Origin of the sequence: Rhodococcus sp. As11 (assembly GCF_048957735.1) — a bacterium.
In the GTDB taxonomy this organism is placed as follows: domain Bacteria; phylum Actinomycetota; class Actinomycetes; order Mycobacteriales; family Mycobacteriaceae; genus Rhodococcus; species Rhodococcus gordoniae.
The window spans coordinates 71,615-98,436 of record NZ_JARDJE010000010.1 but is presented as its reverse complement, the minus strand read 5'-3'; the positions used below and the strand labels follow the sequence as shown (position 1 = coordinate 98,436).

General features: G+C 68.5%; 28 protein-coding genes. 17 read left to right on the top strand and 11 right to left on the bottom strand.

What is annotated here, in order from left to right; translation table 11 throughout:
- Window positions 1–90 precede the first annotated feature (90 nt).
- Window positions 91–4,062: a DNA-directed RNA polymerase subunit beta' gene (locus tag PV766_RS14995; RefSeq protein ID WP_129977351.1), complete on the top strand. Its 3,972-nt coding sequence runs from the start codon at window positions 91–93 to the stop codon at window positions 4,060–4,062.
- Between the two features lie 158 nt (window positions 4,063–4,220).
- Here the strand turns inward: PV766_RS14995 and PV766_RS14990 are convergent, their stop codons facing one another.
- Both PV766_RS14990 and PV766_RS14985 read right to left on the bottom strand, forming a co-directional pair.
- A complete protein-coding gene (locus PV766_RS14990; protein WP_255161459.1) occupies window positions 4,221–4,712 on the bottom strand; it encodes a SixA phosphatase family protein in 492 nt (163 codons plus the stop codon).
- Window positions 4,709–5,521, bottom strand: coding sequence for an acyl-[acyl-carrier-protein] thioesterase (locus PV766_RS14985; protein WP_421097308.1), 813 nt, complete (start codon window positions 5,519–5,521; stop codon window positions 4,709–4,711). The genes PV766_RS14990 and PV766_RS14985 overlap by 4 nt, the downstream gene beginning before the upstream one ends.
- 164 nt (window positions 5,522–5,685) lie before the next feature.
- Between PV766_RS14985 and PV766_RS14980 the strand changes: the two genes are divergently transcribed.
- The 4 genes from PV766_RS14980 to PV766_RS14965 all read left to right on the top strand — a co-directional run bounded on the left by PV766_RS14980 (window position 5,686) and on the right by PV766_RS14965 (window position 8,660).
- Window positions 5,686–7,362, top strand: a complete 1,677-nt coding sequence (locus PV766_RS14980; protein ID WP_421097307.1) for an FAD-dependent oxidoreductase — start codon at window positions 5,686–5,688, stop codon at window positions 7,360–7,362.
- A gap of 89 nt (window positions 7,363–7,451) precedes the next feature.
- Window positions 7,452–7,907 carry a Rieske (2Fe-2S) protein gene (locus tag PV766_RS14975; RefSeq protein WP_129977346.1) on the top strand — a complete coding sequence of 152 codons (456 nt, stop codon included), beginning with the start codon at window positions 7,452–7,454 and terminating at the stop codon, window positions 7,905–7,907.
- 24 nt (window positions 7,908–7,931) lie between these two features.
- On the top strand, window positions 7,932–8,297 hold the full coding sequence (locus PV766_RS14970) for a YidH family protein (RefSeq protein WP_421097306.1): 366 nt from the start codon (window positions 7,932–7,934) through the stop codon (window positions 8,295–8,297).
- A 30-nt stretch (window positions 8,298–8,327) separates the two neighbouring features.
- Entirely contained in the window at window positions 8,328–8,660 is a 333-nt protein-coding gene (locus PV766_RS14965; protein ID WP_064062565.1) for a DUF202 domain-containing protein, read from the top strand.
- Window positions 8,661–8,680: 20 nt separating this feature from the next.
- On the opposite strand, the gene PV766_RS14960 is transcribed toward PV766_RS14965, so the two are convergent.
- Entirely contained in the window at window positions 8,681–9,706 is a 1,026-nt protein-coding gene (locus tag PV766_RS14960) for a YeiH family protein (RefSeq protein ID WP_421097305.1), read from the bottom strand.
- A 101-nt stretch (window positions 9,707–9,807) separates the two neighbouring features.
- Between PV766_RS14960 and PV766_RS14955 the strand changes: the two genes are divergently transcribed.
- Complete coding sequence (locus PV766_RS14955; protein WP_421097304.1) at window positions 9,808–10,701, top strand: LysR family transcriptional regulator; 894 nt, start codon at window positions 9,808–9,810, stop codon at window positions 10,699–10,701.
- Window positions 10,702–10,725: 24 nt separating this feature from the next.
- Here the strand turns inward: PV766_RS14955 and PV766_RS14950 are convergent, their stop codons facing one another.
- Entirely contained in the window at window positions 10,726–11,589 is an 864-nt protein-coding gene (locus PV766_RS14950; RefSeq protein WP_129977341.1) for an EamA family transporter, read from the bottom strand.
- A gap of 94 nt (window positions 11,590–11,683) precedes the next feature.
- On the opposite strand from PV766_RS14950, the gene PV766_RS14945 reads away from it, so the two are divergent.
- The 3 genes from PV766_RS14945 to PV766_RS14935 all read left to right on the top strand — a co-directional run bounded on the left by PV766_RS14945 (window position 11,684) and on the right by PV766_RS14935 (window position 14,905).
- Window positions 11,684–12,478, top strand: coding sequence for a TIGR03084 family metal-binding protein (locus PV766_RS14945; protein ID WP_129977339.1), 795 nt, complete (start codon window positions 11,684–11,686; stop codon window positions 12,476–12,478).
- Window positions 12,479–12,532: 54 nt separating this feature from the next.
- Entirely contained in the window at window positions 12,533–13,681 is a 1,149-nt protein-coding gene (locus tag PV766_RS14940; RefSeq protein ID WP_129977338.1) for an acyl-CoA dehydrogenase family protein, read from the top strand.
- A 63-nt stretch (window positions 13,682–13,744) separates the two neighbouring features.
- Window positions 13,745–14,905, top strand: a complete 1,161-nt coding sequence (locus tag PV766_RS14935; protein ID WP_129977336.1) for an acyl-CoA dehydrogenase family protein — start codon at window positions 13,745–13,747, stop codon at window positions 14,903–14,905.
- On the opposite strand, the gene PV766_RS14930 is transcribed toward PV766_RS14935, so the two are convergent.
- Entirely contained in the window at window positions 14,902–15,477 is a 576-nt protein-coding gene (locus tag PV766_RS14930; protein ID WP_016932153.1) for a TetR/AcrR family transcriptional regulator, read from the bottom strand. The two genes, PV766_RS14935 and PV766_RS14930, sit on opposite strands and share 4 nt — an antisense overlap.
- 134 nt (window positions 15,478–15,611) lie before the next feature.
- Here PV766_RS14930 and PV766_RS14925 point away from each other — a divergent pair, with 134 nt between their 5' ends.
- From PV766_RS14925 to tuf, 7 genes are all read left to right on the top strand, one after another.
- Entirely contained in the window at window positions 15,612–16,241 is a 630-nt protein-coding gene (locus tag PV766_RS14925; protein ID WP_115311493.1) for a TetR/AcrR family transcriptional regulator, read from the top strand.
- Window positions 16,242–16,251: 10 nt separating this feature from the next.
- Entirely contained in the window at window positions 16,252–16,803 is a 552-nt protein-coding gene (locus tag PV766_RS14920) for a DUF3558 domain-containing protein (RefSeq protein ID WP_371053381.1), read from the top strand.
- Window positions 16,803–17,342: a DUF3558 domain-containing protein gene (locus tag PV766_RS14915; protein ID WP_026002843.1), complete on the top strand. Its 540-nt coding sequence runs from the start codon at window positions 16,803–16,805 to the stop codon at window positions 17,340–17,342. Before PV766_RS14920 ends, PV766_RS14915 begins: the two co-directional genes overlap by 1 nt.
- Before the next feature lie 323 nt (window positions 17,343–17,665).
- The gene (gene rpsL, locus PV766_RS14910) at window positions 17,666–18,040 is read left to right on the top strand and encodes a 30S ribosomal protein S12 (RefSeq protein WP_006552258.1); all 375 of its coding nucleotides are present in this window, start codon (window positions 17,666–17,668) and stop codon (window positions 18,038–18,040) included.
- Window positions 18,040–18,510 (top strand): 30S ribosomal protein S7, encoded by a 471-nt coding sequence (gene rpsG, locus PV766_RS14905; RefSeq protein WP_006552257.1) that lies wholly within the window; start codon window positions 18,040–18,042, stop codon window positions 18,508–18,510. The genes rpsL and rpsG overlap by 1 nt, the downstream gene beginning before the upstream one ends.
- Window positions 18,511–18,655: 145 nt before the next feature.
- The gene (fusA, locus tag PV766_RS14900; protein WP_016932149.1) at window positions 18,656–20,758 is read left to right on the top strand and encodes an elongation factor G; all 2,103 of its coding nucleotides are present in this window, start codon (window positions 18,656–18,658) and stop codon (window positions 20,756–20,758) included.
- Between the two features lie 92 nt (window positions 20,759–20,850).
- The gene (gene tuf / locus PV766_RS14895; protein ID WP_016932148.1) at window positions 20,851–22,041 is read left to right on the top strand and encodes an elongation factor Tu; all 1,191 of its coding nucleotides are present in this window, start codon (window positions 20,851–20,853) and stop codon (window positions 22,039–22,041) included.
- Between the two features lie 275 nt (window positions 22,042–22,316).
- Here tuf and PV766_RS14890 read toward each other — a convergent pair whose 3' ends face one another.
- Window positions 22,317–22,949, bottom strand: a complete 633-nt coding sequence (locus tag PV766_RS14890) for a TetR/AcrR family transcriptional regulator (RefSeq protein WP_421097303.1) — start codon at window positions 22,947–22,949, stop codon at window positions 22,317–22,319.
- Window positions 22,950–22,994: 45 nt separating this feature from the next.
- Here PV766_RS14890 and PV766_RS14885 point away from each other — a divergent pair, with 45 nt between their 5' ends.
- Entirely contained in the window at window positions 22,995–24,170 is a 1,176-nt protein-coding gene (locus tag PV766_RS14885) for an oxygenase MpaB family protein (protein WP_421097302.1), read from the top strand.
- A gap of 21 nt (window positions 24,171–24,191) precedes the next feature.
- Here the strand turns inward: PV766_RS14885 and PV766_RS14880 are convergent, their stop codons facing one another.
- From PV766_RS14880 to PV766_RS14860, 5 genes are read right to left on the bottom strand one after another with little or no spacing between them, the layout of a single operon-like run.
- Window positions 24,192–24,755 (bottom strand): hypothetical protein, encoded by a 564-nt coding sequence (locus PV766_RS14880; RefSeq protein WP_064062555.1) that lies wholly within the window; start codon window positions 24,753–24,755, stop codon window positions 24,192–24,194.
- Window positions 24,752–25,780 (bottom strand): Asp23/Gls24 family envelope stress response protein, encoded by a 1,029-nt coding sequence (locus tag PV766_RS14875; protein WP_064062554.1) that lies wholly within the window; start codon window positions 25,778–25,780, stop codon window positions 24,752–24,754. Before PV766_RS14875 ends, PV766_RS14880 begins: the two co-directional genes overlap by 4 nt.
- Window positions 25,773–25,967 (bottom strand): hypothetical protein, encoded by a 195-nt coding sequence (locus PV766_RS14870; protein ID WP_006552248.1) that lies wholly within the window; start codon window positions 25,965–25,967, stop codon window positions 25,773–25,775. Before PV766_RS14870 ends, PV766_RS14875 begins: the two co-directional genes overlap by 8 nt.
- Window positions 25,964–26,275: a hypothetical protein gene (locus tag PV766_RS14865; protein ID WP_064062553.1), complete on the bottom strand. Its 312-nt coding sequence runs from the start codon at window positions 26,273–26,275 to the stop codon at window positions 25,964–25,966. Before PV766_RS14865 ends, PV766_RS14870 begins: the two co-directional genes overlap by 4 nt.
- On the bottom strand, window positions 26,272–26,733 hold the full coding sequence (locus PV766_RS14860; protein ID WP_026002842.1) for an Asp23/Gls24 family envelope stress response protein: 462 nt from the start codon (window positions 26,731–26,733) through the stop codon (window positions 26,272–26,274). The genes PV766_RS14865 and PV766_RS14860 overlap by 4 nt, the downstream gene beginning before the upstream one ends.
- Between the last annotated feature and the right edge of the window lie 89 nt (window positions 26,734–26,822).

Below are 26,822 nucleotides of genomic sequence, written 5' to 3'. Positions count from 1 at the left end.
ACCGGTCTTTCGGAGGCGTACCGCGTCGGGTCCCGGCAGCGATAGCGACAACTAGCAGCAACACAACCCGCACAGGGGAAAGGAAGTTACGTGCTCGACGTCAACTTCTTCGATGAACTCCGGATCGGCCTGGCCACCGCCGAGGACATCCGTAACTGGTCGTACGGCGAGGTCAAGAAGCCCGAGACCATCAACTACCGCACGCTCAAGCCCGAGAAGGACGGCTTGTTCTGCGAGAAGATCTTCGGTCCCACCCGGGACTGGGAGTGCTACTGCGGCAAGTACAAGCGTGTCCGCTTCAAGGGCATCATCTGCGAGCGCTGCGGCGTCGAGGTGACCCGCGCCAAGGTCCGCCGCGAGCGCATGGGTCACATCGAGCTCGCCGCTCCGGTGACCCACATCTGGTACTTCAAGGGTGTGCCGAGCCGTCTCGGCTACCTGCTCGACCTCGCGCCGAAGGATCTCGAGAAGATCATCTACTTCGCCGCGTACGTCATCACGTCCGTCGACGACGAGCTGCGCCACAACGAGCTCTCCACTCTCGAAGCCGAGATGGAGGTCGAGAAGAAGTCGGTCGCCGATCAGCGCGACGCCGACCTCGAGGCCCGGGCGCAGAAGCTCGAAGCCGACCTCGCCGAACTCGAGGCCGAGGGCGCCAAGTCCGACGTCCGCCGCAAGGTCAAGGACGGCGGCGAGCGCGAGATGCGTCAGCTCCGCGACCGCGCGCAGCGCGAGCTCGACCGTCTCGACGAGATCTGGACGACCTTCACGAAGCTGAAGCCGAAGGATCTGATCGTCGACGAGATGATCTACCGCGAGCTCCAGGACCGTTACGGCGAGTACTTCACCGGCGCCATGGGTGCCGAGGCGATCCAGAAGCTCATCGAGAACTTCGACATCGACGCCGAGGCCGAGTCGCTGCGCGAGACCATCCGCAGCGGCAAGGGCCAGAAGAAGCTGCGTGCTCTCAAGCGCCTGAAGGTCGTGGCGGCGTTCCAGCAGTCCGGCAACTCGCCCATGGGCATGGTGCTCGACGCCGTGCCGGTGATCCCGCCGGAACTGCGTCCGATGGTGCAGCTCGACGGTGGCCGCTTCGCGACCTCCGACCTCAACGACCTGTACCGCCGCGTCATCAACCGCAACAACCGCCTCAAGCGACTGATCGACCTCGGCGCTCCCGAGATCATCGTCAACAACGAGAAGCGGATGCTGCAGGAGTCGGTCGACGCCCTGTTCGACAACGGCCGTCGTGGCCGGCCGGTCACCGGTCCCGGTAACCGTCCGCTGAAGTCGCTGTCCGATCTGCTCAAGGGCAAGCAGGGTCGCTTCCGTCAGAACCTGCTCGGCAAGCGCGTCGACTACTCGGGCCGCTCGGTCATCGTCGTCGGTCCGCAGCTCAAGCTGCACCAGTGCGGTCTGCCGAAGCTCATGGCGCTCGAGCTGTTCAAGCCGTTCGTGATGAAGCGTCTCGTCGACCTCAACCATGCGCAGAACATCAAGTCCGCGAAGCGCATGGTCGAGCGTCAGCGCCCGCAGGTGTGGGACGTCCTCGAAGAGGTCATCAACGAGCACCCGGTTCTGCTGAACCGTGCTCCCACCCTGCACCGCCTCGGTATCCAGGCGTTCGAGCCGCAGCTCGTCGAGGGCAAGGCGATCCAGCTGCACCCCCTCGTGTGTGAGGCCTTCAACGCCGACTTCGACGGCGACCAGATGGCCGTGCACCTCCCGCTGTCGGCGGAGGCGCAGGCCGAGGCCCGCATCCTGATGCTGTCGTCGAACAACATCCTGTCGCCGGCATCGGGCCGCCCGCTCGCCATGCCGCGTCTGGACATGGTGACGGGTCTGTTCCACCTGACCCGTCTGGTCGAGGACGCCCCCGGTGCCTACACGGCCGCGACCGCCGACGAGCCCGAGCAGGGCGTCTACTCGTCGCCGGCCGAGGCCCAGATGGCCGTCGACCGCGGTGTGCTGTCGGTCCAGGCTCCGATCAAGGTGCGTCTGACCCAGCTGCGTCCGCCGCGCGACGTCGAGAACGAGCTGTTCCCGGAGGGCTGGAAGTACGGTGAGCCGTGGACCGCGCAGACCACCCTCGGTCGCGTGCTGTTCAACGAGCTGCTGCCGACGAACTACGCGTTCGTCAACGACATCATGCCGAAGAAGCGCCAGGCCGCGATCATCAACGACCTGGCCGAGCGGTACCCGATGATCGTCGTCGCGCAGACCGTCGACAAGCTCAAGGACGCCGGCTTCTACTGGGCCACGCGTTCGGGTGTCACCATCTCGATGGCGGACGTGCTCGTTCCGCCGGAGAAGAAGGACATCCTCGAGCGGTACGAGACCCAGGCCGATGCCATCCAGCGGCAGTACGACCGAGGCAAGCTCTCGGAGGACGAGCGTCGCGATTCGCTCGTCAAGCTGTGGCAGGAAGCGACCGAAGAGGTCGGTCAGGTCATGGAGGCGCACTACCCGGACGACAACCCGATCCCCACGATCGTCAAGTCCGGCGCTGCGGGCAACATGACCCAGATCCGCTCGCTGGCAGGCATGAAGGGTCTGGTGACGAACCCGAAGGGCGAGTTCATCCCGCGCCCGATCAAGTCCTCCTTCCGTGAGGGCCTGACCGTCGCCGAGTACTTCATCAACACGCACGGCGCGCGTAAGGGTCTGGCCGATACCGCTCTGCGTACCGCCGACTCGGGTTACCTGACCCGTCGTCTGGTGGACGTCTCGCAGGACGTCATCGTCCGCGAGGTCGACTGCGGCACGCCGCGCGGCATCGAGATGACCATCGCCGAGCTCGCCCGCGACGCGACCGGTCAGCCGACCGGCGAGCTCGTGCGCGACGCTCACATCGAGACCAGCACCTACGCCCGTACGCTGGCGACGGACGCGGTCGACGCGAACGGCAACGTCGTCGTCGAGCGTGGTTCCGACCTCGGCGACCCGGCGATCGAGGCGCTGCTCGAGGCCGGCATCCAGAAGGTCAAGGTCCGCTCGGTCCTGACCTGCGACACCGGCACCGGCGTGTGCGCGACCTGCTACGGCCGTTCGATGGCGACGGGCAAGCTCGTCGACATCGGCGAGGCCGTCGGTATCGTCGCAGCCCAGTCGATCGGTGAGCCCGGTACGCAGCTGACGATGCGTACCTTCCACCAGGGTGGCGTCGGTGAGGACATCACCGGTGGTCTGCCGCGTGTCCAGGAGCTGTTCGAGGCCCGCGTCCCGAAGGGCAAGGCCCCGATCGCCGACGTCTCCGGCCGTATCCGTCTCGAGGACGACGATCGCTTCTACAAGATCACGATCGTCCCCGACGACGGTGGCGAGGAGGTCGTGTACGACAAGCTGTCCAAGCGTCAGCGTCTGCACGTCATCCGCAAGGCCGACGGCACCGAGGGCGTTCTCTCGGACGGCGACCACGTGGAGGTCGGTCAGCAGCTGCTCGAGGGCTCTGCCGATCCGCACGAGGTGCTGCGCGTGATGGGCCCGCGTCAGGTTCAGGTCCACCTGGTCCACGAGGTCCAGGAGGTCTACAGGAGCCAGGGCGTGTCGATCCACGACAAGCACATCGAGGTCATCGTGCGCCAGATGCTGCGTCGCGTGACGATCATCGATTCGGGCTCGACGGAGTTCCTGCCCGGTTCGCTCGTCGAGCGCAGCGAGTTCGAGGCTGCAAACCGTCGTGTGGTCCAGGAGGGTGGCGAGCCGGCTGCCGGCCGTCCGGTCCTCATGGGCATCACGAAGGCCTCGCTGGCCACCGACTCGTGGCTGTCGGCGGCGTCCTTCCAGGAGACCACTCGAGTGCTGACCGATGCGGCGATCAACTGCCGCTCGGACAAGCTGATCGGTCTCAAGGAGAACGTGATCATCGGCAAGCTGATCCCCGCCGGTACCGGTATCAACAAGTACCGGAACATCGAGGTCCAGCCGACCGAGGAGGCCCGCGCGGCCGCGTACGCCATCCCGGCGTACGACGACCAGTACTACTCGCCGGACGGCTTCGGCCAGAACACCGGTGCTGCAGTGCCGCTGGACGATTACGGTTACTCCAACGACTACCGGTAGTTCGCTGCCGTAGTAGACGACGAAGGTCCCGCCCTCTTCTCTTCGGGGGCGGGACCTTCGTCGTTTCTTCTCGGCGCGTGCATCGCGCGGTGTTCCCGGGGCCGTCGGCCCGGATACGGGAAACGGTGAGGACGTGCCTGTACGGCGTGCCGACGGCGTCAGCGCGGAATGTGGAAGTCCACGAGTTCGGCCTTGCCACGCGACAATTCGGCCCACGACCCGCTGACGGTGAGTACCGCGATCGCGGAGGTGGGGAACTTCTCGGTGACCTGATGGGCGGCGTCGGTGCCGTGATCGGTGATCAGCCCGAGGACGGTGGCGGACAGCGTCGGCTCGTGCCCGACGACCAGCAGGGTGTGCACGTCGTCGGCCGTTCGCCGGATCTCGGTGACCAGGGTCTTCGGATCGGCGTGATACAGGCTGTCGCGGAACTCCACGGGAGCCTCCACCGCTGCCTCGGTGAGTGTCTTGCGCGTACGGGTCGCGGTGGAGCACAGCACGGCGTCGACCTCGGGCAGGTTCGCCCGGATCCAGCGACCGGCGAGTCCGGCCTCGCGGCGTCCGCGGGGGGAGAGGGGACGCTCGTGATCGTCCACATCGTCCGGGTACGCGGACTTGCCGTGGCGCAGCAAGATCAGGGTACGGGTCATGGAGTCCACCGTAGAGCGTCCGGATTCCGGCCGATCCACGCGACCGCGCGAGTGTGATCCGCGACCGTGAACCACACCGTCAGCCCGTCCTCCTGCAGGGTCGTCCGCAGGGTGAGGGTCTCGCCGGCGGCCACGGGACGCAGATGCTCGATGACAGCACGGTACGGTGCCTCCGGGATCTCGGGCCGCAGAGTCAGGACCTCCTCGACGCCGTGCCAGTAGACGGCGTTGTTGACGTGCCCGAACGGGTCGAGATCGGTGGCGCGCAGCGGAAAGCCGCGTTCGTCGTCCACCGCGTCGGGTGCGCGGTCGGGCAGCCATGCCTTCCACTTCAGGCGCGTGTCCTGCGCGTAGCGGGACATGTGCTCGAACAGGCTGTCGCTGATCCGGGTGGGTGCGCCGGTGGTGGAGCCGATGTCGATCCAGAACGCCGCGGTCTCGACCAGCGGACCGCCGGGCATGTCGCCGGGATCGTCGAGTCGGACCCGCACGTTCGCCCACCGCGTCGACAGCGCGTCGCACCAGCGGCGCAACCGGAGTGTCCGGCCGTATTCGGCGGGGCGGTGCACGTCGACGACCGTGCGCCGGACGATCCACAGCGGGTCGGTGGCGGCTGCCCCCACGGCGGCGAGATTGTCGGTACCGATGTCCTGGAGATAACGGGCGATGCCGTCGAGCCGGAGTCGTCTGCCGGTGTCGACGTCGCCGGTACGGACGGTGCGCTCGGTGGAGTAGGGATCCGCGCCGTCCGGTAGTGGCGTCAGCGGCAGGGTCCGAGGCAGATCGGTGGTCGGTGTCGACGTGGCCATGTGGTCCCCCCGGGTCGGATGTCCGATCGTGCGATTCTCGCAGTTTCGCCGGGCGGTCGCAGGTTCTCTTGCGAACGTGCGGTGACTCCCGCTACAGTCGTGTTAACTGTTACGCACCGTTACATGAACTTCGCGGACGCTCCGCCCGGCTGGCGAGGACCCCCATGGCCTACGTGATCACCCAGACCTGCTGCAACGACGCGAGCTGCGTCGCGGTCTGCCCCGTGAACTGCATCCATCCCTCACCGGACGAGCCCGAGTTCGCCACCGCCGAGATGCTGCACATCGACCCGCAGACCTGCATCGACTGCGGTGCGTGCGCCGACGCGTGCCCGGTCGAGGCGATCCTGCCCGACGACAAGCTCCGTCCGTCGCAGGCGCGGTTCGCCGAGATCAACGCGGCCTGGTACGAGAACCATCCGATGCCGGAGGGCTGGCAACCGCTCGTGCCCACCCCGGCGCCTCCGCGCGATCGCGGCACGTTGCGGGTCGCGATCGTCGGCGCCGGTCCCGCGGCCTGCTATGCCGCCCAGGAACTCCTCGAGCGGTCCGACGTCGAGGTCGAGATGTTCGACCGGCTCCCCACCCCCTTCGGGCTCGTGCGCGCCGGCGTCGCTCCCGATCACCCGGGGACCAAAGCGGTCACCGAATCGTTCGAACGGTCGTTCCGGCGCGAGGAGTTCGCCCTCCACCTCGCCACCGAGATCGGTCGCGACATCACCCACGCGGAGCTGCTCGACCACCATCACGCGGTGATCTATGCGACCGGTGCGTCGTCCGACCGCCGACTCGGGATCGCGGGCGAGGATCTGCCCGGCAGCCACGCCGCCACCGAGTTCGTCGCCTGGTACAACGGGCACCCCGACCACGCCGGCCAGGCCTTCGACCTTTCCGGCGAACGAGCCGTGATCATCGGGAACGGCAACGTGGCCCTCGATGTCGCGCGGATCCTCACGATGGACGTCGACGAACTGGCGTGCACCGACATCGCCGATCACGCGCTGAAGGCCCTGCGGAAGAGCAACATCCGTGAGGTGGTCCTGCTGGGGCGGCGCGGACCGGCACAGGCCGCGTACAGCAATCCGGAGTTCCTCGCCCTCGGCGATCTCACGGGCGTCGACGTCGTCGTCGACGAGGAGGACCTCGAACTCGATCCGGTGAGTGCCGGGGCCGTGGAGGAGGATCCGGCGACCGCGCTGCGTGTGCGACTCGCCCGCGAGTACGCCGGACGCCCCGTCCGCCCGGGCCACCGCCGCATCGTCTTCCGGTATCTCGCTGCGCCGAGCGAACTGCTCGGCGACGACCACGTGACCGGCGTGCGGGTCGAACGCACCGAACTCGTCGACGACGGTGGGCGCCTCGCGGCCCACCCCACCGGCCGGTTCGAGGACCTGCCCGCCACGCTCGTGCTCCGATCGATCGGCTATCGCGGTGTCCCCGTGCCGGGTGTGCCCTTCGACGACGCCCGCGGCGTCGTCCCCAACACCGGCGGTCGCGTCGACACCGGTGTCTATGTCACCGGGTGGGCCAAGCGCGGACCGAGCGGCGTCATCGGCACCAACAAGGGTTGCGCGAAGGAGACCGTCGCGGCGCTGCTGGCCGACTTCGACTCCGGGGCACTCGCCGCCCCGCGCGGCGGTCGCGATGCCCTGAACCGGTTGCTCGCGCAGCGCCGGCCCGATCGCGTCGACCTCGACGGATGGAAGGCCATCGACACCGCCGAGCGACGGGCCGGGCACGCACAGGGCCGTCCACGCGTCAAGATCACCGACCGTGAGGCCCTCGTCGAACTCGGCCGGCGTCGCCGGCGCCTTCCGCTGCTCGCGTCGCTGCGCCGGTAGCGAACGTGGCGGGTGACGCAGGTCGCGGCCCGTCCGGACGTTCGTCGTTAGGCTCGGGAGAACAGTTCTCTACCCGAACGGACATGTGCATGAGCAGCGACAGTCTCGACCGCACGGCGCTGACCCGCCGCACACTCATCGGCGGAGCGGGCGTGGTGACGGCCGGCGTGGCACTGACCGCCTGCGGATCGTCCGGCGACGCCGGTGAGGACCGACCGGCAGCGCCGGCGCCCACCACGACCGCTCCTCCCGGGCCCGACGCGGAGGTCGTCGCTGCCGTCGCGGACGTACCGGTCGGCGGGGGCGTACTGCTCGAATCGCAGAGGCTCGTCGTCACCCAGCCCGCGGAGGGCCACTTCCGCGCGTTCATCGCGATCTGCAGCCACCAGGGGTGCAATCTCAGCGGCGTCGACGGCGAGCGCATCATCTGCCCGTGCCACGGCAGCCGGTTCGACCTCGAGGGTGTGCCGATCGAGGGACCGGCGAAGCGGCCCCTGAAATCGCGTCCCGTGGCGGCACGCGGATCGGATCTCGTCGTGGGCTGATCGGTCCGGGATAGAGTCCGCTCTGTGGAGACCCGCGAAGGCTGGCGCCCGAAGGCGCTGCGCGACGGCACCGACCCCGACCCTCGCTTCACGCTGGCCAACGAGCGCACCTTCCTGGCGTGGGTGCGCACCGCGCTGGGTGTCATCGCCGCGGCCGTCGCACTGGAGACCTTCGGGGGCGGCATCGTCTCGGGAGGGCTCCGCACGGTGCTGGCGTGCACCCTGCTCGGGTTCGCCGCCCTGCTCATGGTGTTCGCGCTGATCCGCTGGCACCGTGTCGAGCATGCGATGCGCACGGGTCGTGCTCTCCCGGTGCCGTGGGCCGCCTACCTGCTGGCGGTGGCCCTCGGGGTGGCCGGCGTCGTGCTGGCCATCGCGATCGCCTGGTGAGAAGGGTGGTGCGGTGAGAAGGGCAGCACGGTGAGGCCGGACGACCTGCGGCACGGCGACACCGGGCTGCAGCCCGAACGGACGAGCCTGGCATGGCTGCGTACCGGTTCGGTGCTCGGCGCGGTGGTGCTCGGATTCATGCGATTCGTTCCCGGCCCGGGTCCGGTCGTCGCGACGATCGGGCTCGTCTGCCTCGTGCCCGTACTCGCGGTGCTACTGGCGTCCCGGACCGGTCACCGTGCGCGCGTACGGGGACTGATCGCAGGTCGCGCCCCCTACTTCTGGTGGCGCAACGTCGCGGTCACCGTCACGGTCGTGGTACTCGCGATCTCGTCGGCCGTGCTGATCCTCCTCGCCCGCTGATCTTCATCGCCCGCCGAGCCTCAACGCCCACCCAGCGACCACACGCCGACCAGCGCGATCACCGCGACCCAGAGGGTTGCTGCCGCCGCGAGGACGATCGGGCGCCACCCCACGCCGCGAAGCACCTCCCGGCGCACCCCCGCCCCCAGGGCGAACATCGCGACCGTCAGCAGAGCGCTCTGAACCGTCCGCGCCGCGTCCACGACGACCGGGTCCAGCACTCCGGCCGAGCGCAGTGCGACGCAGGCGAGAAATCCCAGCAGGAAGATCGGCACGATCGGAGGAGTCCGTCCGTCGCGGCGTCCCTCACCGCGACGGCGGGCGACGACCCCGACGACCGCCACGACCGGAGCCAGCAGTGCCACCCGGGCCAGCTTGACCGTCACCGCCGCGGCGAGCACCCCACCGGCAGTGGCCTCGAGTGCGGTGCCGGTCGCGACCACCTGGGCAACCTCGTGGATCGCCGCGCCCGCCCACAGGCCGGCCGTCTCGGGGGCGAGCCCGAGCATCCCGGCGACGAGCGGAACGAGCGGGATCATCGCGGTGCCGAACACGACCACCAGCGCGACGGTGGTCACGAGTTCGCGCTTGCGCGAATCGATCACGCCGTCGACCGCAGCCGCGGCCGCGGCACCGCAGATCGAGAAACCGCACGCGATGAGCAGGCGCTGCGTCCAGCCCACACCGAGCCAGGCCCCGAAGGCGAGCGAGCCTCCGATCCCCGCGACGACGACGGTCGCCGCGACGAGTGCCGTGCCCCATCCGAGGCCGACGAGATCGGAGACCGCGAGCTGCAACCCGAGGAGTGCGACCCCCACTCGGAGCAGGTGTTTCGACGCCGCGCCCAGACCCGGCTCCAGCGCACCGGCAACCCGTGCCGGAAGGCCCGCATTCGCCGTCACCACACCCAGGACGATCGCGACGAGCAGTGGACTCGCACCCGGGATCAGGTGTGCTGCAGCGAAGGCGACGACGGCACCTGCGGCGGCCACCAGGAGACCCGGGACGACGGTCGGCCGGGACGAGGGCGCGTGGACGGTGAGCATGCCTCGACTCTTCCGTCGCCGCGGTGTCCGCGCCAGCCGTCGATCGAGCATGAAGTCATATCGATCGGATATGAGAAGAAGGAAAGGCATATCGTTCGGGCATGACCACCTGGCCGGATCTCGTTGCTCTGGAACTGCTCGTCGGGGTCGACGATCGGGGCGGGCTCGGCGCTGCCGCCCGCGCCGCCGGTCTCGCCCAGCCCAACGCGACCCGCATGCTGCGGCGGCTCGAGCGGCAACTCGGGGCGGTCCTCGTGCGGCGGGGACGGACGGGCTCGGTGCTCACCCCCGAGGGCACGGTGGTCGCGCACTGGGCGCGGGCAGTCCTGGCCGATGCGGAACGCCTGCTCGACGCCGCTGCGGCATTGCGCGTCGCGCAGCAGCCCGAACTGGTCGTCGCGGCGTCCATGACGGTCGCCGAGCACCTCATCCCACGATGGCTCGGCGCCTTTCGCGCGATCCGCCACGACGTCCAGATCCAGTTGCAGGTCCACAACTCCCTGCGGGTCTGCGATGTCGTCGCCGAGGGCGGATGCGACGTCGGTTTCGTCGAAGGACCCACCGTCCCCGACGGACTGCACAGCGTCGCGGTGGCACGCGACCGCCTCGTCGTGGTCGTCCCACCGGGGCATCCCTGGGCACGGCGACGGCGCCCGCTCGCGGTGACCGAACTCGCCGCGACACCACTGGTCGTCCGTGAGGAGGGATCCGGAACGCGCCGCACCCTCGACCTCGCACTGCAGGAGTACGACCGGGCCCCACCACTGCTCGAGCTCGGGAGCGGCGCCGCGGTCCGCACCAGTGTGCTCGGCGGTACCGGACCGGCCGTGCTCAGCACCCTTGCGGTGGAGGAGTATCTGGACTCCGGCCGTCTGGTCGCGGTCGCGGTGGACGGACTCGACCTGCAACGGGTGCTCCGCGCGGTGTGGCGGCCGCCGCGCGCCCTGCCCGGCCCCGCGGGGGAGCTGGTCCGCATGATCACGCGCATCCGCTGACCACGCGTACCGGGCAGGCCCACGTCACGTTCGCGAGGTGCGCAGCGCGCCGATGCCGGCGATCACGACGAGCGCGATGCCCACGAGGGCGAGGGGTTCGACGAGCTGTCCGAGCACCACGACCCCTGCGAGCGCCGCGGCGGCGGGTTCGAGCGCGATGAGGATCGCGAACACTTCCTTCGACAGGTCGCGTAGTGCGCGGATCTCGAGGGTGTACGGGATCGCCGACGACAGCAGCGCCACGGCGAGACCCGCGAGTACGAGGTCGGGCCGGAGGAGTTCCGTGCCGGCCGTCGCCGCGCCGAACGGCAGGACGACGACGGCGGCGATCGCCGTGGCGCCGGCCGTGCCGGCCGACCCGGGCAGGGTCGTCGCCACACGGGATCCCGCCACGATGTACCAGGCCCAACCGGATGCGGCGACCAGCGCGAAGGCGACCCCGACCGGATCGAGTCCGGTGGACAGCCCGGCACCGTCACCGACGCCGAGCAGGACCACCCCGGTCAGCGCGAGCACCACCCACAGCGCGTCCCGGACGCGCCGGGACAGGAATGCGGCCAGTCCGAGTGGGCCGAGGAACTCGATGGTGACGGTCGCGGCGAGGGGAAGCCGGGTCAACGCGCCGTAGAACGCCGTGTTCATGAGCGCGAGACTCGCGCCCAGTGTCACCACCGCCCGCCATTGTTCCGGCCTCCACGTCCGTAGCCGAGGACGCGTGATCACGCAGAGGACGACGGCTGCGAAGAGGAGGCGCAGGGTCACGGTGCCGAGGGCGCCCACCCGATCGAACAGCGTTGCGGCGAGCGCTGCCCCGAACTGCATCGACAGCACCGCGGTGAGGACCGCGACGACAGGCGCGACGGTGCGTGTGCGGTGGTCGTCGGCCATTCCGTCAGTCTGTCCGACGGGTTCGAGGAGCGCGCCGGTCCCAAAACAATCACAAGTGCTTGATTTCGGAGGGGCGACGTGTGACGCTTGCCTCATGTCCGATCTGCACACGGTGCTCGACGATCTGCGCGCGGAGGGCGACGATCTCGACGCGCTCGTCGCGACTCTGCCCGAGGAGAGCTGGACACTGCCCACGCCCGCGGCCGGGTGGACCATCGCCCACCAGATCGGCCATCTGCTGTGGACCGACCGGGCGGCGCTCACCGCCGTCCGCGACCCGGACGCCTTCGTGAAGACGGTCGAAGCGGCGTTCGGCGACCCGCTGGGGTTCGTCGACGTGGGTGCCGAGGAGCAGGCGGGCAGGCCGTCCGCGGAGTTGCTCGCCGACTGGCGCGACACTCGCCGCGAACTCGGGGACGCCCTCGCCGGGGTGCCGCGCGGAACGAAGATCCTGTGGTTCGGCCCGCCGATGTCGCCTGCCTCGATGGCGACGGCGCGACTGATGGAGACCTGGGCGCACGGGGGAGACGTCGCGGACACCCTCGGCGTCACACGCGCTCCCACCGCGCGTCTGAAGAACATCGCGCACCTGGGTGTGCGGACGCGCGATTTCGCGTACGTCATCCGCGACCGGACGCCCCCGGCCGAGCCGTTCCGCGTGGTACTCACCAGTCCGGACGGTGGGAGCTGGGAATGGGGACCGGACGATGCGACGCAGTCGGTCACCGGCCCGGCCCTCGACTTCTGCCTGCTCGTCACCCAACGCGTCCACCGCGACGACACCGCTCTCGTCGCCGACGGCCCGGACGCCGAGGAGTGGCTCGGTCTCGCACAGGCCTTCGCCGGCGCCCCCGGCCCCGGGCGCGCACCCACCTCGTCGACCTCCTGAGGTCGATCCCGACTGCCGGAACACCCTCGGAGACAACGTGAGTTCGGAGACACCGTGAACATGTGGACCACCCCCGAGCGTCTCGCCCTGCGCGAAACCGTCACCGGTTTCGTGAAGCGCGAGATCCTGCCCCACCTCGACGACTGGGAGCGCGCCGGCGAACTGCCCCGCGAACTGCACGCCGAGGCCGCGAAGATCGGCCTGCTCGGTGCCGGCTTCCCCGAGGAGGTCGGCGGTTCCGGCGGCGACGGCGCCGACACGCTGACCGTCTGCGAGGCATTCCACGAAGCGGGCGCGTCGGGTGGTGCGTTCGCGTCGCTGTTCACGTGCGGTATCGCGCTACCGCACCTCATCGCGGCGGGCGACCCCGAGCAGATCGACAGGTGGGTACGACCCACCCTCGCAGGTGAACTCGTCGGGTCCCTCGCGATCACCGAACCGGGCGGCGGTTCGGATGTCGGCCATCTGACGACCACCGCGGTGCGCGACGGTGACCACTACGTCGTCAACGGGGCCAAGACCTACATCACCTCCGGGTGCCGCGCCGATTTCGTGGTCACCGCGGTCCGTACCGGCGGGCCCGGGGCCGGGGGAGTCTCGCTCCTCGTGATCGAGAAGGGCACACCGGGTTTCACCGTCTCGCGCAAGCTCGACAAGATGGGCTGGCGTGCCTCGGACACCGCCGAGTTGTCGTTCGCCGACGTCCGCGTCCCGGCCGCCAACCTCGTCGGCACGGAGAACACCGGATTCTGGCAGATCGCACAGGGTTTCGTCTCCGAGCGGATAGCTCTGGCCGCACAGGCCTATTCGGGTGCGCAGCGGTGCCTGGACCTGACGATCGAGTGGTGCCGCGACCGCGAAACCTTCGGCCGGCCGCTGATCACCCGACAGGCCGTGCAGCGCACGCTGTCCGACATGGCGCGTCGCATCGACGTCGCGCGTGTCTACACCCGGCACGTCACCGAACGGGCCGTGGCCGGTGAGACCGACCTGATCGCCGAGGTGTGCTTCGCCAAGAACACCTCGGTCGAGGCCGGCGAATGGGTCGCCCACCAGGCCGTGCAGCTCTTCGGCGGCCTCGGGTACATGGCCGAATCCGAGGTCGAACGGCAGTACCGGGACATGCGCATCCTCGGCATCGGTGGCGGCACCACCGAGATCCTCACCGAACTCGCCGCCAAGCGGCTGGGTTACGGCGCCTGACCCACCTGTTCCCTCACGCGACCGACCACGGCGCGTGTCCCGACACGACCGGAAGGCATTCCCTTGAGCATCATCGAGACCGACGAGCAGAAGGAACTGCGCGCTGCGGTGGCGGCTCTGGCCGCACGCTACAACTACGTGGACTACGTGCTCCCCAAGTCGCGCGCCCACGAGCCGCTCACCGAATTGTGGGCCGAGGCATCCAAGCTCGGCTTCCTCGGTGTGAATCTTCCGGAGGAGTACGGAGGAGGCGGTGCCGGCATCTACGAGCTCGCGCTGGTGCAGGAGGAGTTGTCGGCCAAGGGGGCGGGACTGCTGCTCGTCGTGGTCTCGCCGGCCATCTGCGGCACCATCATCTCCAAGTACGGCACCGCCGCCCAGAAGCAGCAGTGGCTGCCCGGACTCGCCGACGGCTCACGCATCATGGCGTTCGGTATCACCGAGGCCGACGCCGGATCCAACTCGCACAACATCACCACGATCGCTCGTCGCGACGGTGACGACTGGATCCTCTCCGGCAGCAAGGTGTACATCTCCGGGGTCGACCAGGCCGACGCCGTGCTCGTGGTGTCCCGTACAGAGGACGCGAAGACCGGAAAGCTCCGCCCGGCCCTGTTCATCGTGCCTACCGACGCCGCGGGCTTCACGAGGACACCGATGGAGATGGACATCCTCGAGCCGGACTACCAGTTCTCCCTCTTCCTCGACGATGTGCGGCTTCCCGCCGACGCACTCGTCGGTGAACCCGAGGCCGCGCTCATGCAGCTGTTCTCCGGCCTGAATCCCGAGCGGATCATGGGTGCGGCGATGGCGGTGGGCATGGGGCGGTACGCCCTCGACGCCGCGGTGCGCTATGCCGACGACCGCACCGTCTGGAAGCAACCCATCGGCGCGCACCAGGGCATCGCCCACCCCTTGGCGCAGCGCAAGATCGAGCTCGAACTCGCGAAGCTCATGATGCAGAAGGCCGCCGTCCTCTACGACAACGGCGACGATCTCGGGGCCGCGGAGGCCGCGAACATGGCCAAGTACGCCGCGGGGGAGGCCGCGATCGCCGCGCTGGATCAGGCGATCCAGACGCACGGTGGTGCCGGGCTGACCCGGGAGTACGGACTCGCGGCGATGCTCGGCGCCGCGCGCATCGCTCGCGTGGCGCCGGTCAGCCGGGAGATGATCCTCAACTTCGTGGCCCAGCACTCACTGGGTCTGCCGAAGTCGTACTAGACGGAATTCGAGGAGAAGAGGCGGTCTGCTTCGTCCGGTGGGAGCAGCGTCCGCAGCAGGTAGCCGAGCGACCACCGCAACGAGCTCACGTCCTGCAGGGGCACGGTCTGCTGGTAGCCGACGAGGGTGTACAGGGCCAACCGCGCGAACCGATCCGCCTCTTCCCTCGAACCGATGTACTGGGCCACCGCTTCGGCCACCACCGCGTAGCGCAGCTCGTCGACCTTGCTCTGCACCTCGTGGACTCCCGAATCGCTGTGCGACCAGCCGCGGAGGGCGGATTCGGCGGAGTGGGGCAGGCCGCACGCGAGGTCGATGAGCAACCGGAGCCGCCGGGGCAGGGAACCCTCGAGGCGCGCCGCCGCGGTGTGCTGGAGTGTCTGGCTGTCGAGCCAGTGCTGCAGGAACTCCGTCTTGAACTGCGCCCAGCTCTCGAAGTAGTTGTAGAACGAGCCGGTCGTCACTTCGAGATGACTGCACAAGCGTGCCTGCTTGAGTCCGGCATGGTCGTTGGTGGCCAGGATGGCCAGGGCGGCGTCGAAGTAGTCCTCGCGCCTGACGATGGTCGCCACGTGGTGCTCCCCCTTTCGCCCCGACCTGTTATACGAGTGTACGGATGATGAGCTTTGCGTACTGTTCCGGGGTCGCACGAATACCCGCTCGGCGAAAGATCATTCCTGACGGGACAGACAGGTGAGGAGGCCCGATGAGGCGAGAACCGAAGCAGGACCGCAGCCGCGCCACGCGGCGGCGGCTGCTCGAAGCGACGATCGACTGCCTCGCCGAATCAGGTTGGGCCGCAACCACAGTGGGGGTGGTCGCGGAGCGGGCGGGGGTGTCGCGCGGGGCCACCCAGCACCACTTCCCGACCCGGGAGGATCTCATCACCGCGTCGCTCGAGTTCATGTTCGACAGCCGCATCGAACGGGTCCGCACGGAGCCGTTCGACGTACCCGCGGGCGTCGGCCGCACGGAGGCGGTGGTCGAGCGCATCGTCGACCAGTGCACCGGCAGCATGTTCGAGGCGGCCCTGCAGGTATGGACGGCCGCGGCGGCCGACCCGGCGTTGCGCGAGAGGCTCCTGCCGCTCGAGGAGAAGTTCGGACGCGTCTCGCACGCGGTGGCCGTCGAGCAACTCGCCGCCGACGACACCGACCCGGTGGTGCACCGGATGGTCCAGGCGACACTGGATCTCGCGCGCGGCCTCGGCCTGGCCGATGTGTTGACGGACGACTCGGCCCGCCGGCGTGAGATCGTCCGGCACTGGGCCGCGCAGCTCGACGAGGTGCTGCGGGAGTCCTCGAGTCGCCGCACGCGGGAGGGTCCGGCTCGGTAGTCTTCCCGCCATGCCTCTCCCGCGTATCGGAAGGACGGCGGCTGCCGTGGCGACGGCCGGTCTCATCGGTCTCGGTGTCGTCGCGTGCGGGGACTCCGGCGACGCCGGGCAGGCCGAGACCTCGCCGACCGCGTCCGTGACCGACCCCGGCCCGTTGTTCGACGAGTGCGGCGCGATGTCCGACGACGAGGTGGCCGCGGCCTTCGGTCTCGGAACGTTCGCGACGGTGACGCGCAACTCGGTGGGCTGCGAATGGGAGGTCTACGTCGGCGGTCCCAGTGTGAGCTTCTCCTGGTACCGGGGAAGTCCCATCGGACGCGAACGTGCCGGTTCCGATCTCATCGGCCGGCCCGCGGCCGACGTCGAGATCGGGGGACGGGCCGGATTCATGGGGTCGTACCAGAACGAGCTGGGACAGACCACGCTGTGCGAGATCGGCGTGGAGTTCGGTGGCGATTTCGTCCACTGGTCGGTGTCGTACTCGAACCTCACGCCCGTCGCCGACGCGTGTGTCGTCGCCCGCGATCTCGCGACCACGAGCGTGGAAAGGGTGCAGAAGTGATCGCGGGACGCACACGCCGGTGGGGCGCCGCGCTCACGGCGGCCCTCGCCACCGGTGCCCTGCTCACCGGGTGCACGCGCACCGTCGACGGGCGAGCCGTCCCGGAGGGGATCGGCGGCGGCGCGGGTGCCGAGTTCACGCGGCTGCTCACCGAGTGCGACGCGGTCGCCGACGAGAAGATCGCCGAAGCCGTGGGAGCGGATTACGTCCTGCGAGGATTCTTCGGCGCGATCTGCCGATGGGACGGTGAAGGACCCACCGGAGTCGTGAAGATCACCTTCAACTGGTTCGAGACCGGTTCCCTCGATCACGAACGCGCCGCCGGTGAGGGGCTCGGATACGAGGTCGAGAACACGACCGTCGAAGGTCGTCGGGCCCTGCAGATGCGCCGGCCCGGCGATCCGCTGTCGTGCGGGGTCAGTTCGGGGGCGTCGACGACCGGCATCTTCGGCTGGTGGGTGCAGTACACCTCCGGAGGAGTGGACCCCTGCGAAGCTGCTGCTACGTTGGCTCGGCTCACACTGAACCTCAGCAGTTGACGGTGTGTGCGGATCCTCGGGAGGGTGTGCGCTCCTCGCTTTGACCTCATGCGCGCCCGCCGGGTATCGTTGTGGGTCGTGTCCGGCATGCCCGGGCCGGTCTGTGTGCCTATGCGAGGTAGTGCCGTGCGCGTGGTCTGTAGATATCTGCAGGAACGAGCCCCCGGCTGCCTGTGTGGGGGTACGCGACACACCCGACCTCGTGTGCACACGAGGGGCGAGTGAGGGGCAGCAGCTTTCTTGCCCCAACCGATGGATCCCTAATTTCAGAACAGCCGAGGTTGCTCGTGGGAGCAGCTTCAGACAACGAAGAAAGCCGGTTAATGCCAACCATCAATCAGCTGGTCCGTAAGGGCCGCCGCGACAAGGCCGCCAAGGTCAAGAGCGCGGCGCTCAAGGGCAGCCCCCAGCGTCGCGGCGTGTGCACTCGCGTGTACACCACCACCCCGAAGAAGCCGAACTCGGCTCTCCGGAAGGTCGCCCGTGTGCGTCTGACCTCCCAGGTCGAGGTCACCGCCTACATCCCCGGTGAGGGCCACAACCTCCAGGAGCACTCGATGGTGCTCGTGCGTGGCGGTCGTGTGAAGGACCTCCCGGGTGTGCGCTACAAGATCATCCGCGGCTCGCTCGACACCCAGGGTGTCAAGAACCGCAAGCAGGCCCGCAGCCGCTACGGAGCGAAGAAGGAGAAGGGCTGATGCCACGTAAGGGTCCCGCTCCCAAGCGTCCGCTGATCGCCGATCCGGTCTACGGATCGCCGCTGGTCACCCAGCTGGTCAACAAGATCCTGCTGGACGGCAAGAAGTCCACCGCCGAGCGCATCGTCTACCAGGCGCTCGAGCAGGCACGCGAGAAGACCGGCACCGATCCGGTCGTCACCCTCAAGCGCGCGCTCGACAACGTCAAGCCCGCCCTCGAGGTTCGCAGCCGTCGCGTCGGTGGCGCCACCTACCAGGTGCCGGTCGAGGTTCGTCCCGGTCGTTCCACCACCCTCGCGCTGCGCTGGCTGGTGACCTTCTCGCGTCAGCGTCGCGAGAAGACCATGGTCGAGCGGCTCGCCAACGAGCTCCTCGACGCGAGCAACGGCCTCGGCGCATCCGTGAAGCGCCGCGAGGACACGCACAAGATGGCTGAAGCCAACAAGGCGTTCGCGCACTACCGCTGGTGAGTCGACGCCGGCCGGGAGGCCCGTCATCACGGACCTCCCGGCCGGCTGCTCGCACAACTGTGTCGGTCCCGTAAAGGCCGGCTGACAACACAAGAACATGTGGTCCGCACCCAAGGACCGACACGAGCTACGAGCGGGGTTACCTGTGGCACAGGAAGTGCTGACCGACCTGAACAAGGTCCGCAACATCGGCATCATGGCGCACATCGATGCCGGCAAGACCACCACCACCGAGCGCATCCTCTTCTACACCGGTGTCAACTACAAGATCGGTGAGACCCACGACGGTGCCTCGACCACCGACTGGATGGAGCAGGAGAAGGAGCGGGGTATCACCATCACCTCCGCAGCCGTGACCTGCTTCTGGAACAAGAACCAGATCAACATCATCGACACCCCCGGCCACGTCGACTTCACGGTCGAGGTCGAGCGGTCGCTGCGCGTGCTCGACGGCGCGGTCGCCGTGTTCGACGGCAAGGAGGGTGTCGAGCCCCAGTCCGAGCAGGTCTGGCGGCAGGCGGCCAAGTACGACGTGCCGCGCATCTGCTTCGTCAACAAGATGGACAAGATGGGCGCGGACTTCTTCTTCACCGTGCAGACGATCATCGATCGTCTCGGTGCGAAGCCGCTCGTCCTGCAGATCCCGATCGGCGCCGAGGAGAACTTCGACGGTGTCGTCGACCTCGTCGAGATGAAGGCGCTCACCTGGCGCGGCACCACCGAGATCGGCACCGCGGCCACGGTCGAGGAGATCCCGGCGGAGCTCGCCGACAAGGCTGCCGAGTACCGCGAGAAGCTGCTCGAGACGGTCGCCGAGTCCGACGAAGAGCTCATGGAGAAGTACTTCGGTGGCGAAGAGCTGACCGTCGCCGAGATCAAGGGCGCGATCCGCAAGCTCACCATCGCTTCCGAGCTCTACCCGGTGCTGTGCGGCACCGCGTTCAAGAACAAGGGCATCCAGCCCATGCTCGACGCGGTCATCGACTACCTGCCGAACCCGCTCGACATCGGTGAGGTCATCGGCCACCAGGTCGGTAACGAAGAAGAAGAGTTGCGTCGTAAGCCCTCGAAGGACGAGCCGTTCTCCGCGCTCGCTTTCAAGATCGCCGCGCACCCCTTCTTCGGCAAGCTGACCTTCGTCCGCGTGTACTCCGGCCGGATCGACTCGGGCACCCAGGTGCTCAACTCGACCAAGGGCAAGAAGGAGCGCATCGGCAAGCTGTTCCAGATGCACGCCAACAAGGAGAACCCGGTCGACGAGGCCGTGGCCGGCCACATCTACGCGATGATCGGCCTGAAGGACACCACGACCGGCGACACCCTGTGCGCGCAGGACGCCCCGATCGTGCTCGAGTCCATGACCTTCCCGGACCCGGTCATCCAGGTCTCCATCGAGCCGAAGTCGAAGGCCGACCAGGAGAAGCTGTCGACGGCCATCCAGAAGCTCGCCGAAGAGGACCCGACCTTCTCCGTCGAACTCGACGACGAGACCGGCCAGACCGTCATCGGCGGCATGGGTGAGCTCCACCTCGACATCCTCGTCGACCGCATGCGTCGCGAGTTCAAGGTCGAGGCCAACGTCGGCAAGCCGCAGGTCGCGTACCGCGAGACGATCACCAAGCCGGTCGAGAAGCTCGAGTTCACGCACAAGAAGCAGACCGGTGGCTCGGGCCAGTTCGCAAAGGTCATCATCGGCCTCTCGCCGTTCGTCGGCGAGGACGGCGCGACCTACGAGTTCGAGAACAAGGTCACCGGCGGTCGCATCCCGCGCGAGTACATCCCGTCGGTCGACGCGGGTGCCCAGGACGCCATGCAGTACGGCGTGCTCGCCGGCTACCCGCTGGTGAACCTGAAGGTCACCCTCCTCGACGGTGCGTACCACGACGTCGACTCGTCCGAGATGGCGTTCAAGATCGCCGGCTCGCAGGCACTGAAGGAAGCGGCCCGCAAGGCCGCCCCGGTGATCCTCGAGCCCCTCATGGCCGTCGAGGTCACCACGCCCGAGGACTACATGGGTGAAGTGATCGGCGACCTGAACTCCCGCCGTGGCCAGATCCAGGCCATGGAGGAACGCAGTGGTGCCCGTGTCGTGAAGGCGCTGGTTCCGCTCTCGGAGATGTTCGGTTACATCGGCGACCTTCGGTCGAAGACCCAGGGCCGCGCGAACTTCTCCATGGTGTTCGATTCCTACGCAGAGGTTCCCTCGAACGTCTCGAAGGAAATCATCGCCAAGGCGACCGGAGAGTAGCCTTCGGGTTATCCCTCGGTCACCTGCACGACCAAGTAATACAAACCGCACTGCTGCATACTGCAAGCAACAACAGTCCAGGAGGACATCCAGTGGCGAAGGCGAAGTTCGAGCGGACCAAGCCGCACGTGAACATCGGCACCATCGGTCACGTCGACCACGGCAAGACCACCACCACGGCTGCGATCACCAAGGTGCTTGCCGACAAGTACCCCGACCTGAACGAGAGCTTCGCTTTCGATCAGATCGACAAGGCACCTGAGGAGAAGGCTCGTGGTATCACGATCAACATCTCCCACGTCGAGTACCAGACCGAGAAGCGCCACTACGCGCACGTCGACGCCCCGGGTCACGCGGACTACATCAAGAACATGATCACCGGTGCCGCCCAGATGGACGGTGCGATCCTGGTCGTGGCCGCCACCGACGGCCCGATGCCGCAGACGCGCGAGCACGTGCTGCTCGCCCGCCAGGTCGGCGTTCCCTACATCCTCGTCGCCCTGAACAAGGCCGACATGGTCGACGACGAGGAAATCCTCGAGCTCGTCGAGATGGAGGTGCGCGAGCTCCTCGCCTCGCAGGAGTTCGACGAGAACGCTCCGGTCGTCCCGATCTCCGCTCTCAAGGCTCTCGAGGGTGACGAGAAGTGGGTTCAGTCGATCGTCGACCTCATGCAGGCCGTCGACGACTCCATCCCGGACCCGGTCCGTGAGACCGAGAAGCCGTTCCTCATGCCCGTCGAGGACGTCTTCACCATCACGGGTCGTGGCACCGTCGTCACCGGCCGTATCGAGCGTGGCGTGATCAACGTCAACGAAGAGGTCGAGATCGTCGGCATCCGCCCCGATTCGACCAAGACCACGGTCACCGGCATCGAGATGTTCCGCAAGCTGCTCGACCAGGGCCAGGCCGGCGACAACGTCGGTCTCCTCGTCCGCGGCATCAAGCGCGAGGACGTCGAGCGCGGCCAGGTCGTCGTCAAGCCGGGCACCACGACTCCCCACACGGAGTTCGAGGGCCAGGCCTACATCCTCAACAAGGAGGAGGGCGGCCGCCACACGCCGTTCTTCAACAACTACCGTCCGCAGTTCTACTTCCGTACCACGGACGTGACGGGCGTTGTGACCCTCCCCGAGGGCACCGAGATGGTCATGCCCGGTGACAACACCGAGATGTCCGTCAAGCTGATCCAGCCGGTCGCCATGGACGAGGGCCTCCGCTTCGCGATCCGCGAGGGTGGCCGCACCGTCGGCGCCGGTCGCGTCACGAAGATCATCAAGTGAGCTAGTTCTCGCTGACGCTCGAACGGCGTCCACCCTCCGGGGTGGGCGCCGTTCGGCGTTTCTGCTCCGACGCGTGGCGCCGTTCGGCGTTTCCGGACCGAAGGCGACCAGCCGACGATCTCCTTCATCCCACGTATGCTGTCGCTCCGGACGTTCCGGCGGCCGGTGATTCGTCGGCGGTGTCGCTGCCACAGGCGGAGGCGAGGGTGAGGATCACAGCGGACGACACGATCGGTAGGCGGCGCACAGCGCTCTCCCGGTCGAGGCGACGTGCGTCAGGCGCTCTCGATCGCGGCGAGGAGCATCCGCGCCGTCACCGCGACCATCCGGGTCCGATCGGCTCTCCGAGGGCGTAGGAGCGCGATCCGTGAGCACAGGCTCGCCGTCGCTCCCATCACGATGAACACGAGATCGTCGAGTGCCGCGTCGTCGAGATCGGGTCGCAGTCGTGCCGGAATGATGCGTCCCAGTGGTCGCAGCGGACCTTCGACCTCGGCCCACGCGAGCCCGAACTCGATCTCCTCCGAGGTGTACGACACCCGGAGCACCGCGGCGTGTTTCTCGAACGCGGCGGTGAGGTTTTCCACGACGGTCACCATGGCCTCCTCCGGTTCCTGGTCCATCGCCCGCCCGATGGCGGTGGACAGCGAGGTCGTGATCGCGTGGACGGCGGTCATGCGGAGTTCGTCGAGCACGGCGTCGACGTCGGGGAAGTACCGGTAGACCGTCCCGATACTCACGTGGGCGTGCTCGGCGAGTGCCGTAGTGCTGATCCGCCCGGTGGGGCTGCGCTCGAGCAACTCGTACGCAGACGTGAGGAGCAACTTGCGGGTGTCGTGACTCCGCTGCTGTACGGGACGCCGTCGAGGTGCTGTGCCTGCGGCTCTGCTGCCGCGCGGGGAGCTCATGAAAAGTGAATAGTAAGTGAGGAATTCTCGTGTTTCCATGGATGCATGGAGCGACGTATCCCTCGTGATCTCGTCAACACCGACCTTGCTGTGCGCCGATACGCCGATCTGGGCGAGCGCTGGCTCGACGGCATGTGGCAGGCAGACCCCCTGGCCGACGCGGTGGTGAACGACGACTTCGGCTCGACGTCGGCGACGGCCGCCGTGCGCGTCGCGCTCGCCGACGGCGTCGACGCGGTCCCCGGCGCACCCGAATCCCTGCGAGAGCTGTTCGCCTTCCTCGACGACGAACCCGCATGGGTCGATCACAACCGCATCGACAACGCCGCCGACGCGCTCGTGCGGCACACGCCGACCCTCGGCATGGTGCTCGGTGCCGCGTCGCTGCTGCGCGGTGCCGGGAACTTCATCGCCGGAAAGCCGCTCGCACTGACGGGTCGCTATGCGAGTCGGCCGGCCGTGCGGTCGGTCGAAGTCGGGGAGTGGTTACGGCACGTCCTCACTCGCGGTGGAATGCGCCGCGACGGAGGCGGATTCGCGTTCACGGTGCGGGTGCGCCTGATCCACGCCCACGTGCGCAAGGGCATCCTCGCGAGCGGAGTGTGGGACGAGGACGCCTGGGGAGTGCCGATCCCGCAGTCCTACATGGCGTTGACGATGGCCGAGTTCGGGCACATCGCGGTCGAAGCGATGCAGATCCTCGGGGTGCGCTTCACCGACCGCGAACTCGACGACATCTACCACCTGTGGCGATATGTCGGGCACGTGATCGGGATGGGCGAGGAACTGGGCCTGCGCACCGAACGCGACCACATCGCGGTCGAGGACCTGTACCGGCTCACCTCGCCCGGACCCAGCGACGAGGACCGGGAGTTCGTCACCGCACTGACCGAGCAGTATCTCGTCCCCGAGCTGGCGAACCTGCTTCCCGGCGCCGCATCGATCCGGACGCCGGTCGCCCGCACTGTGATGCACTCGCTGCAGCGGGTGTTCATCGGCGACGCCGACGCCGACGCCCTGCACATCCCCGACAGCCCGCTCAAGTACGTCCTCGGACGCGTCGGGCCGCTGCTCGCGCTCGCCAACCGCGTCGAGGAACTCCGCTACCCGGATCTCGAACGCACCACGCAGCGGGCCTACACGGTGCGCGACGTGGCGATGGACCGGATGCGCGTGGACTACCGCGTCGAGCACGACCTCGTGGACGCGGCCCGAAGCTGAGGGGCCCCGGGCTGCAGGGAGTCAGTGGACGTCTACAGCCGGGTCGAGATGCACCAGGACCTGCGTCGCCACGTGCGCCCCACCGAGAGCCCGCGCGACCCGCTGGGCGGCATCCTCGGCGGCTTCCGTCAGTTCGGTGACGTCGATGGTCGGGTCGGCGTGGACCACCACCGAGAGCGTCGGCAGGTGGCGTTCGACGACCGCTCGCCCGCGCGCTGCCCGCACTCCGGGCAGGGCCGCGAGTTCGGCCGCCACCCCGTCGGCGACGGGGCCGAGTTCCACGCCGAGAGTGGCGTCGGTGACCTGGTCGTAGAGCTGCACGGTCGACGTGCGCCGTCGCGACAGGTTGACGGCGAGCAGCGCGATTCCGAGCACGAGACCGCCCGCGAAGACCGACCACAGCGCCGGCGTCCACCACGACTGGTCCGGAACGTCGGTCACCCGGGGACGGTCGAGCCGCGAGAGTTGTTCGCGGGCGAGGGGAACCTGCCACACCCACGCCAGGGCGAACGCGCCGGCGCCCGCGAGGGCGAGTCCCGCCGCGAAGGTGACGAGCCGATTGGCCAGCACGGTACGGAGTTTCACCGCGCCACCTCCACGACGAGTTCGACGGGGTCGGCGAGCGCCGCGAGGTTCGGGGCGACCGCGCCGCGCACGGATGCGGTGATCTCGGCGACCGGGGTCTCGTCCTCGATCGCGATACGAACCACGGCACGGCGACGATCGACGACGGTGCGGGCGGTGCGTACCCCGGTGAGGGCGGAGGCGTGCGCGCTGCACATGCGGGCGACGTCGGTGCGCCGCATCCACACCGTGGGTACCGCACCGGCGACCTGCAGCGGAACATGGGTGCGCCGTCGGGGTTTGAGGGCGACGACGATCAGGACGATCCCGAGGACGAGGCAGATACCGGCGACAGGGGCGAGCCAGGTGTGCCAGTGCAGGCGGCCGAACCATTCGAAGGAGTTGCGCAGCCACGGAGCACCGGCATACGTCCCGTTGACGATGAGCAGTTCCCGGGCGGCGACGAACGCCAGCGCGAGCGCCGCGATCGCGACGATCGCGGCGGCCGGTGCTGCCGCGGGCGACGCCAGCGGCGGCAGGGGAGCGACCATGGGGAGGTCGGGGTGCGGAGTGGTCCGCGCGGCGACGATGTCCGATTCCAGGTATTCGACGGGTGGTTGCGACTCGTCGGTCTCCCCGTCCTCGACGAGCGCCGTGGCGACGATGAGCACGTTGAGTTCGCTGACGCGCAGACCCGTCAGTTCGCGCAGCTGACGTTCGACCGCGTCGTGGACCCGGCGGGTGAGCATCGCCGCGTCGTACGGCCATTCGGCTGCGATGTAGAGATTCACCGCGACCGCCCTCGCGCCGGTGGTGACGTCCGCCCGGGGCAGATCGCGGCCGGTGAGACGGAGGATGCCACCCCCGCTGTGCCGCACCACTCCGGGGACGCCGAGCGCGGCGGCCGCGGCGATCCGTTCGATCGCGCGGTCCTTGACGACGAGGCTGCCGCGCTCGCCCGAAGGGACCGTCCCGGTCCCGGAAGCGGTATCCACGGGCACGGTGTCCGGTGATGTACCGAGATCGGGCGTGCTGGGGTCAGCCACGGCCCCGGCTCCTCAGCAGGGCGCCGAGGTCGAGGTGGCCGTCGCGGTGGGCGCCGATCGCGGCACCGAGCGCGCCGAGCAGCACGGCGAACAGCAGACCGCTGAACCCGCCGATGATCCCGGCGAGGGCGAGAAGCAGCCCGGCGAGGAGTCCTACGACGGTGTTGCTGACGGGGGTGTGGTTCACGATTGTGCTCCTTCTCGTTCACCGGCGTGGACGTCTTCGATCGTCACCTGGACGGGCACCGTCACCAGCGGGGACACCCGGACGCGGACGGTGTCGGCGACGGCCGGGAGATCGGCGGGGATCCGCACGACGATGTGCACCGCGCAGACCTGATCCGTGAGCCGCACACCCTCGACACGTCGCCCGGGGAGATAAGTCGCGACCTCCCCGAATGCGCCGCGGTGCAGGCCCACGACGCCGGGAACGGACAGCGCGGCGTCCGCGACCAGGTCGGCCGTGTGCGCCTGCGCTGCGGACCCCGGATTCACTGCACGCGGGGTTTGACGTCGTCGGTGAGGGCTGCGGCCTCGTCGTGGAGCATGACGTCGAAGACCGTGATGTTGACCTCGGTGACCTCGAGGCCGGTCATGCGCTCGACGGCCGCGATGACGTTGTGCCGGATGGCGACGGCGAGTTCGTGCAGCGCCACGCCGTATTCGGCGACGATGCCGATGTCGATGGCGGCCTGGCGTTCGCCGACCTCGACGGCCACACCCTGCCCGTGGTTGATGCGCGCACCGGGGATGCGATCGCGCAACGCGCCCACCACGCGGGCGGTACCGGCGCCCACTTCGATCACGCCGCTGATCTCGCGGGTCGCGAGTCCCGCGATCTTGGCGACCACGGCGTCCGCGATGATGGTGCGGCCCTGCGGGTCGACGGGGCCGGAGAAGGTTCCGGCACCGAACTGTAGGCGGCTGATACCTGCGCCGCTGTCGCTGGTCATGAGGGCTCCCAAGTAGGTGTACCGGTCGTGTTCCGTGCTCGATCCCATTGTCCTCACGGTGCCTCGAACTCTAGTGGCCGACGTAGGTC

Coding starts and splice junctions, on each gene's coding strand:
- PV766_RS14990 (WP_255161459.1), bottom strand. CDS start 4,712: ATGACCCGTACCCTGATCTTGCTGCGCCACGGCAAGTCCGCGTACCCG.
- PV766_RS14985 (WP_421097308.1), bottom strand. CDS start 5,521: ATGGCCACGTCGACACCGACCACCGATCTGCCTCGGACCCTGCCGCTG.
- PV766_RS14980 (WP_421097307.1), top strand. CDS start 5,686: ATGGCCTACGTGATCACCCAGACCTGCTGCAACGACGCGAGCTGCGTC.
- PV766_RS14975 (WP_129977346.1), top strand. CDS start 7,452: ATGAGCAGCGACAGTCTCGACCGCACGGCGCTGACCCGCCGCACACTC.
- PV766_RS14960 (WP_421097305.1), bottom strand. CDS start 9,706: ATGCTCACCGTCCACGCGCCCTCGTCCCGGCCGACCGTCGTCCCGGGT.
- PV766_RS14955 (WP_421097304.1), top strand. CDS start 9,808: ATGACCACCTGGCCGGATCTCGTTGCTCTGGAACTGCTCGTCGGGGTC.
- PV766_RS14950 (WP_129977341.1), bottom strand. CDS start 11,589: ATGGCCGACGACCACCGCACACGCACCGTCGCGCCTGTCGTCGCGGTC.
- PV766_RS14945 (WP_129977339.1), top strand. CDS start 11,684: ATGTCCGATCTGCACACGGTGCTCGACGATCTGCGCGCGGAGGGCGAC.
- PV766_RS14925 (WP_115311493.1), top strand. CDS start 15,612: ATGAGGCGAGAACCGAAGCAGGACCGCAGCCGCGCCACGCGGCGGCGG.
- PV766_RS14920 (WP_371053381.1), top strand. CDS start 16,252: ATGCCTCTCCCGCGTATCGGAAGGACGGCGGCTGCCGTGGCGACGGCC.
- rpsL (WP_006552258.1), top strand. CDS start 17,666: ATGCCAACCATCAATCAGCTGGTCCGTAAGGGCCGCCGCGACAAGGCC.
- rpsG (WP_006552257.1), top strand. CDS start 18,040: ATGCCACGTAAGGGTCCCGCTCCCAAGCGTCCGCTGATCGCCGATCCG.
- PV766_RS14890 (WP_421097303.1), bottom strand. CDS start 22,949: ATGAGCTCCCCGCGCGGCAGCAGAGCCGCAGGCACAGCACCTCGACGG.
- PV766_RS14885 (WP_421097302.1), top strand. CDS start 22,995: ATGGAGCGACGTATCCCTCGTGATCTCGTCAACACCGACCTTGCTGTG.
- PV766_RS14860 (WP_026002842.1), bottom strand. CDS start 26,733: ATGACCAGCGACAGCGGCGCAGGTATCAGCCGCCTACAGTTCGGTGCC.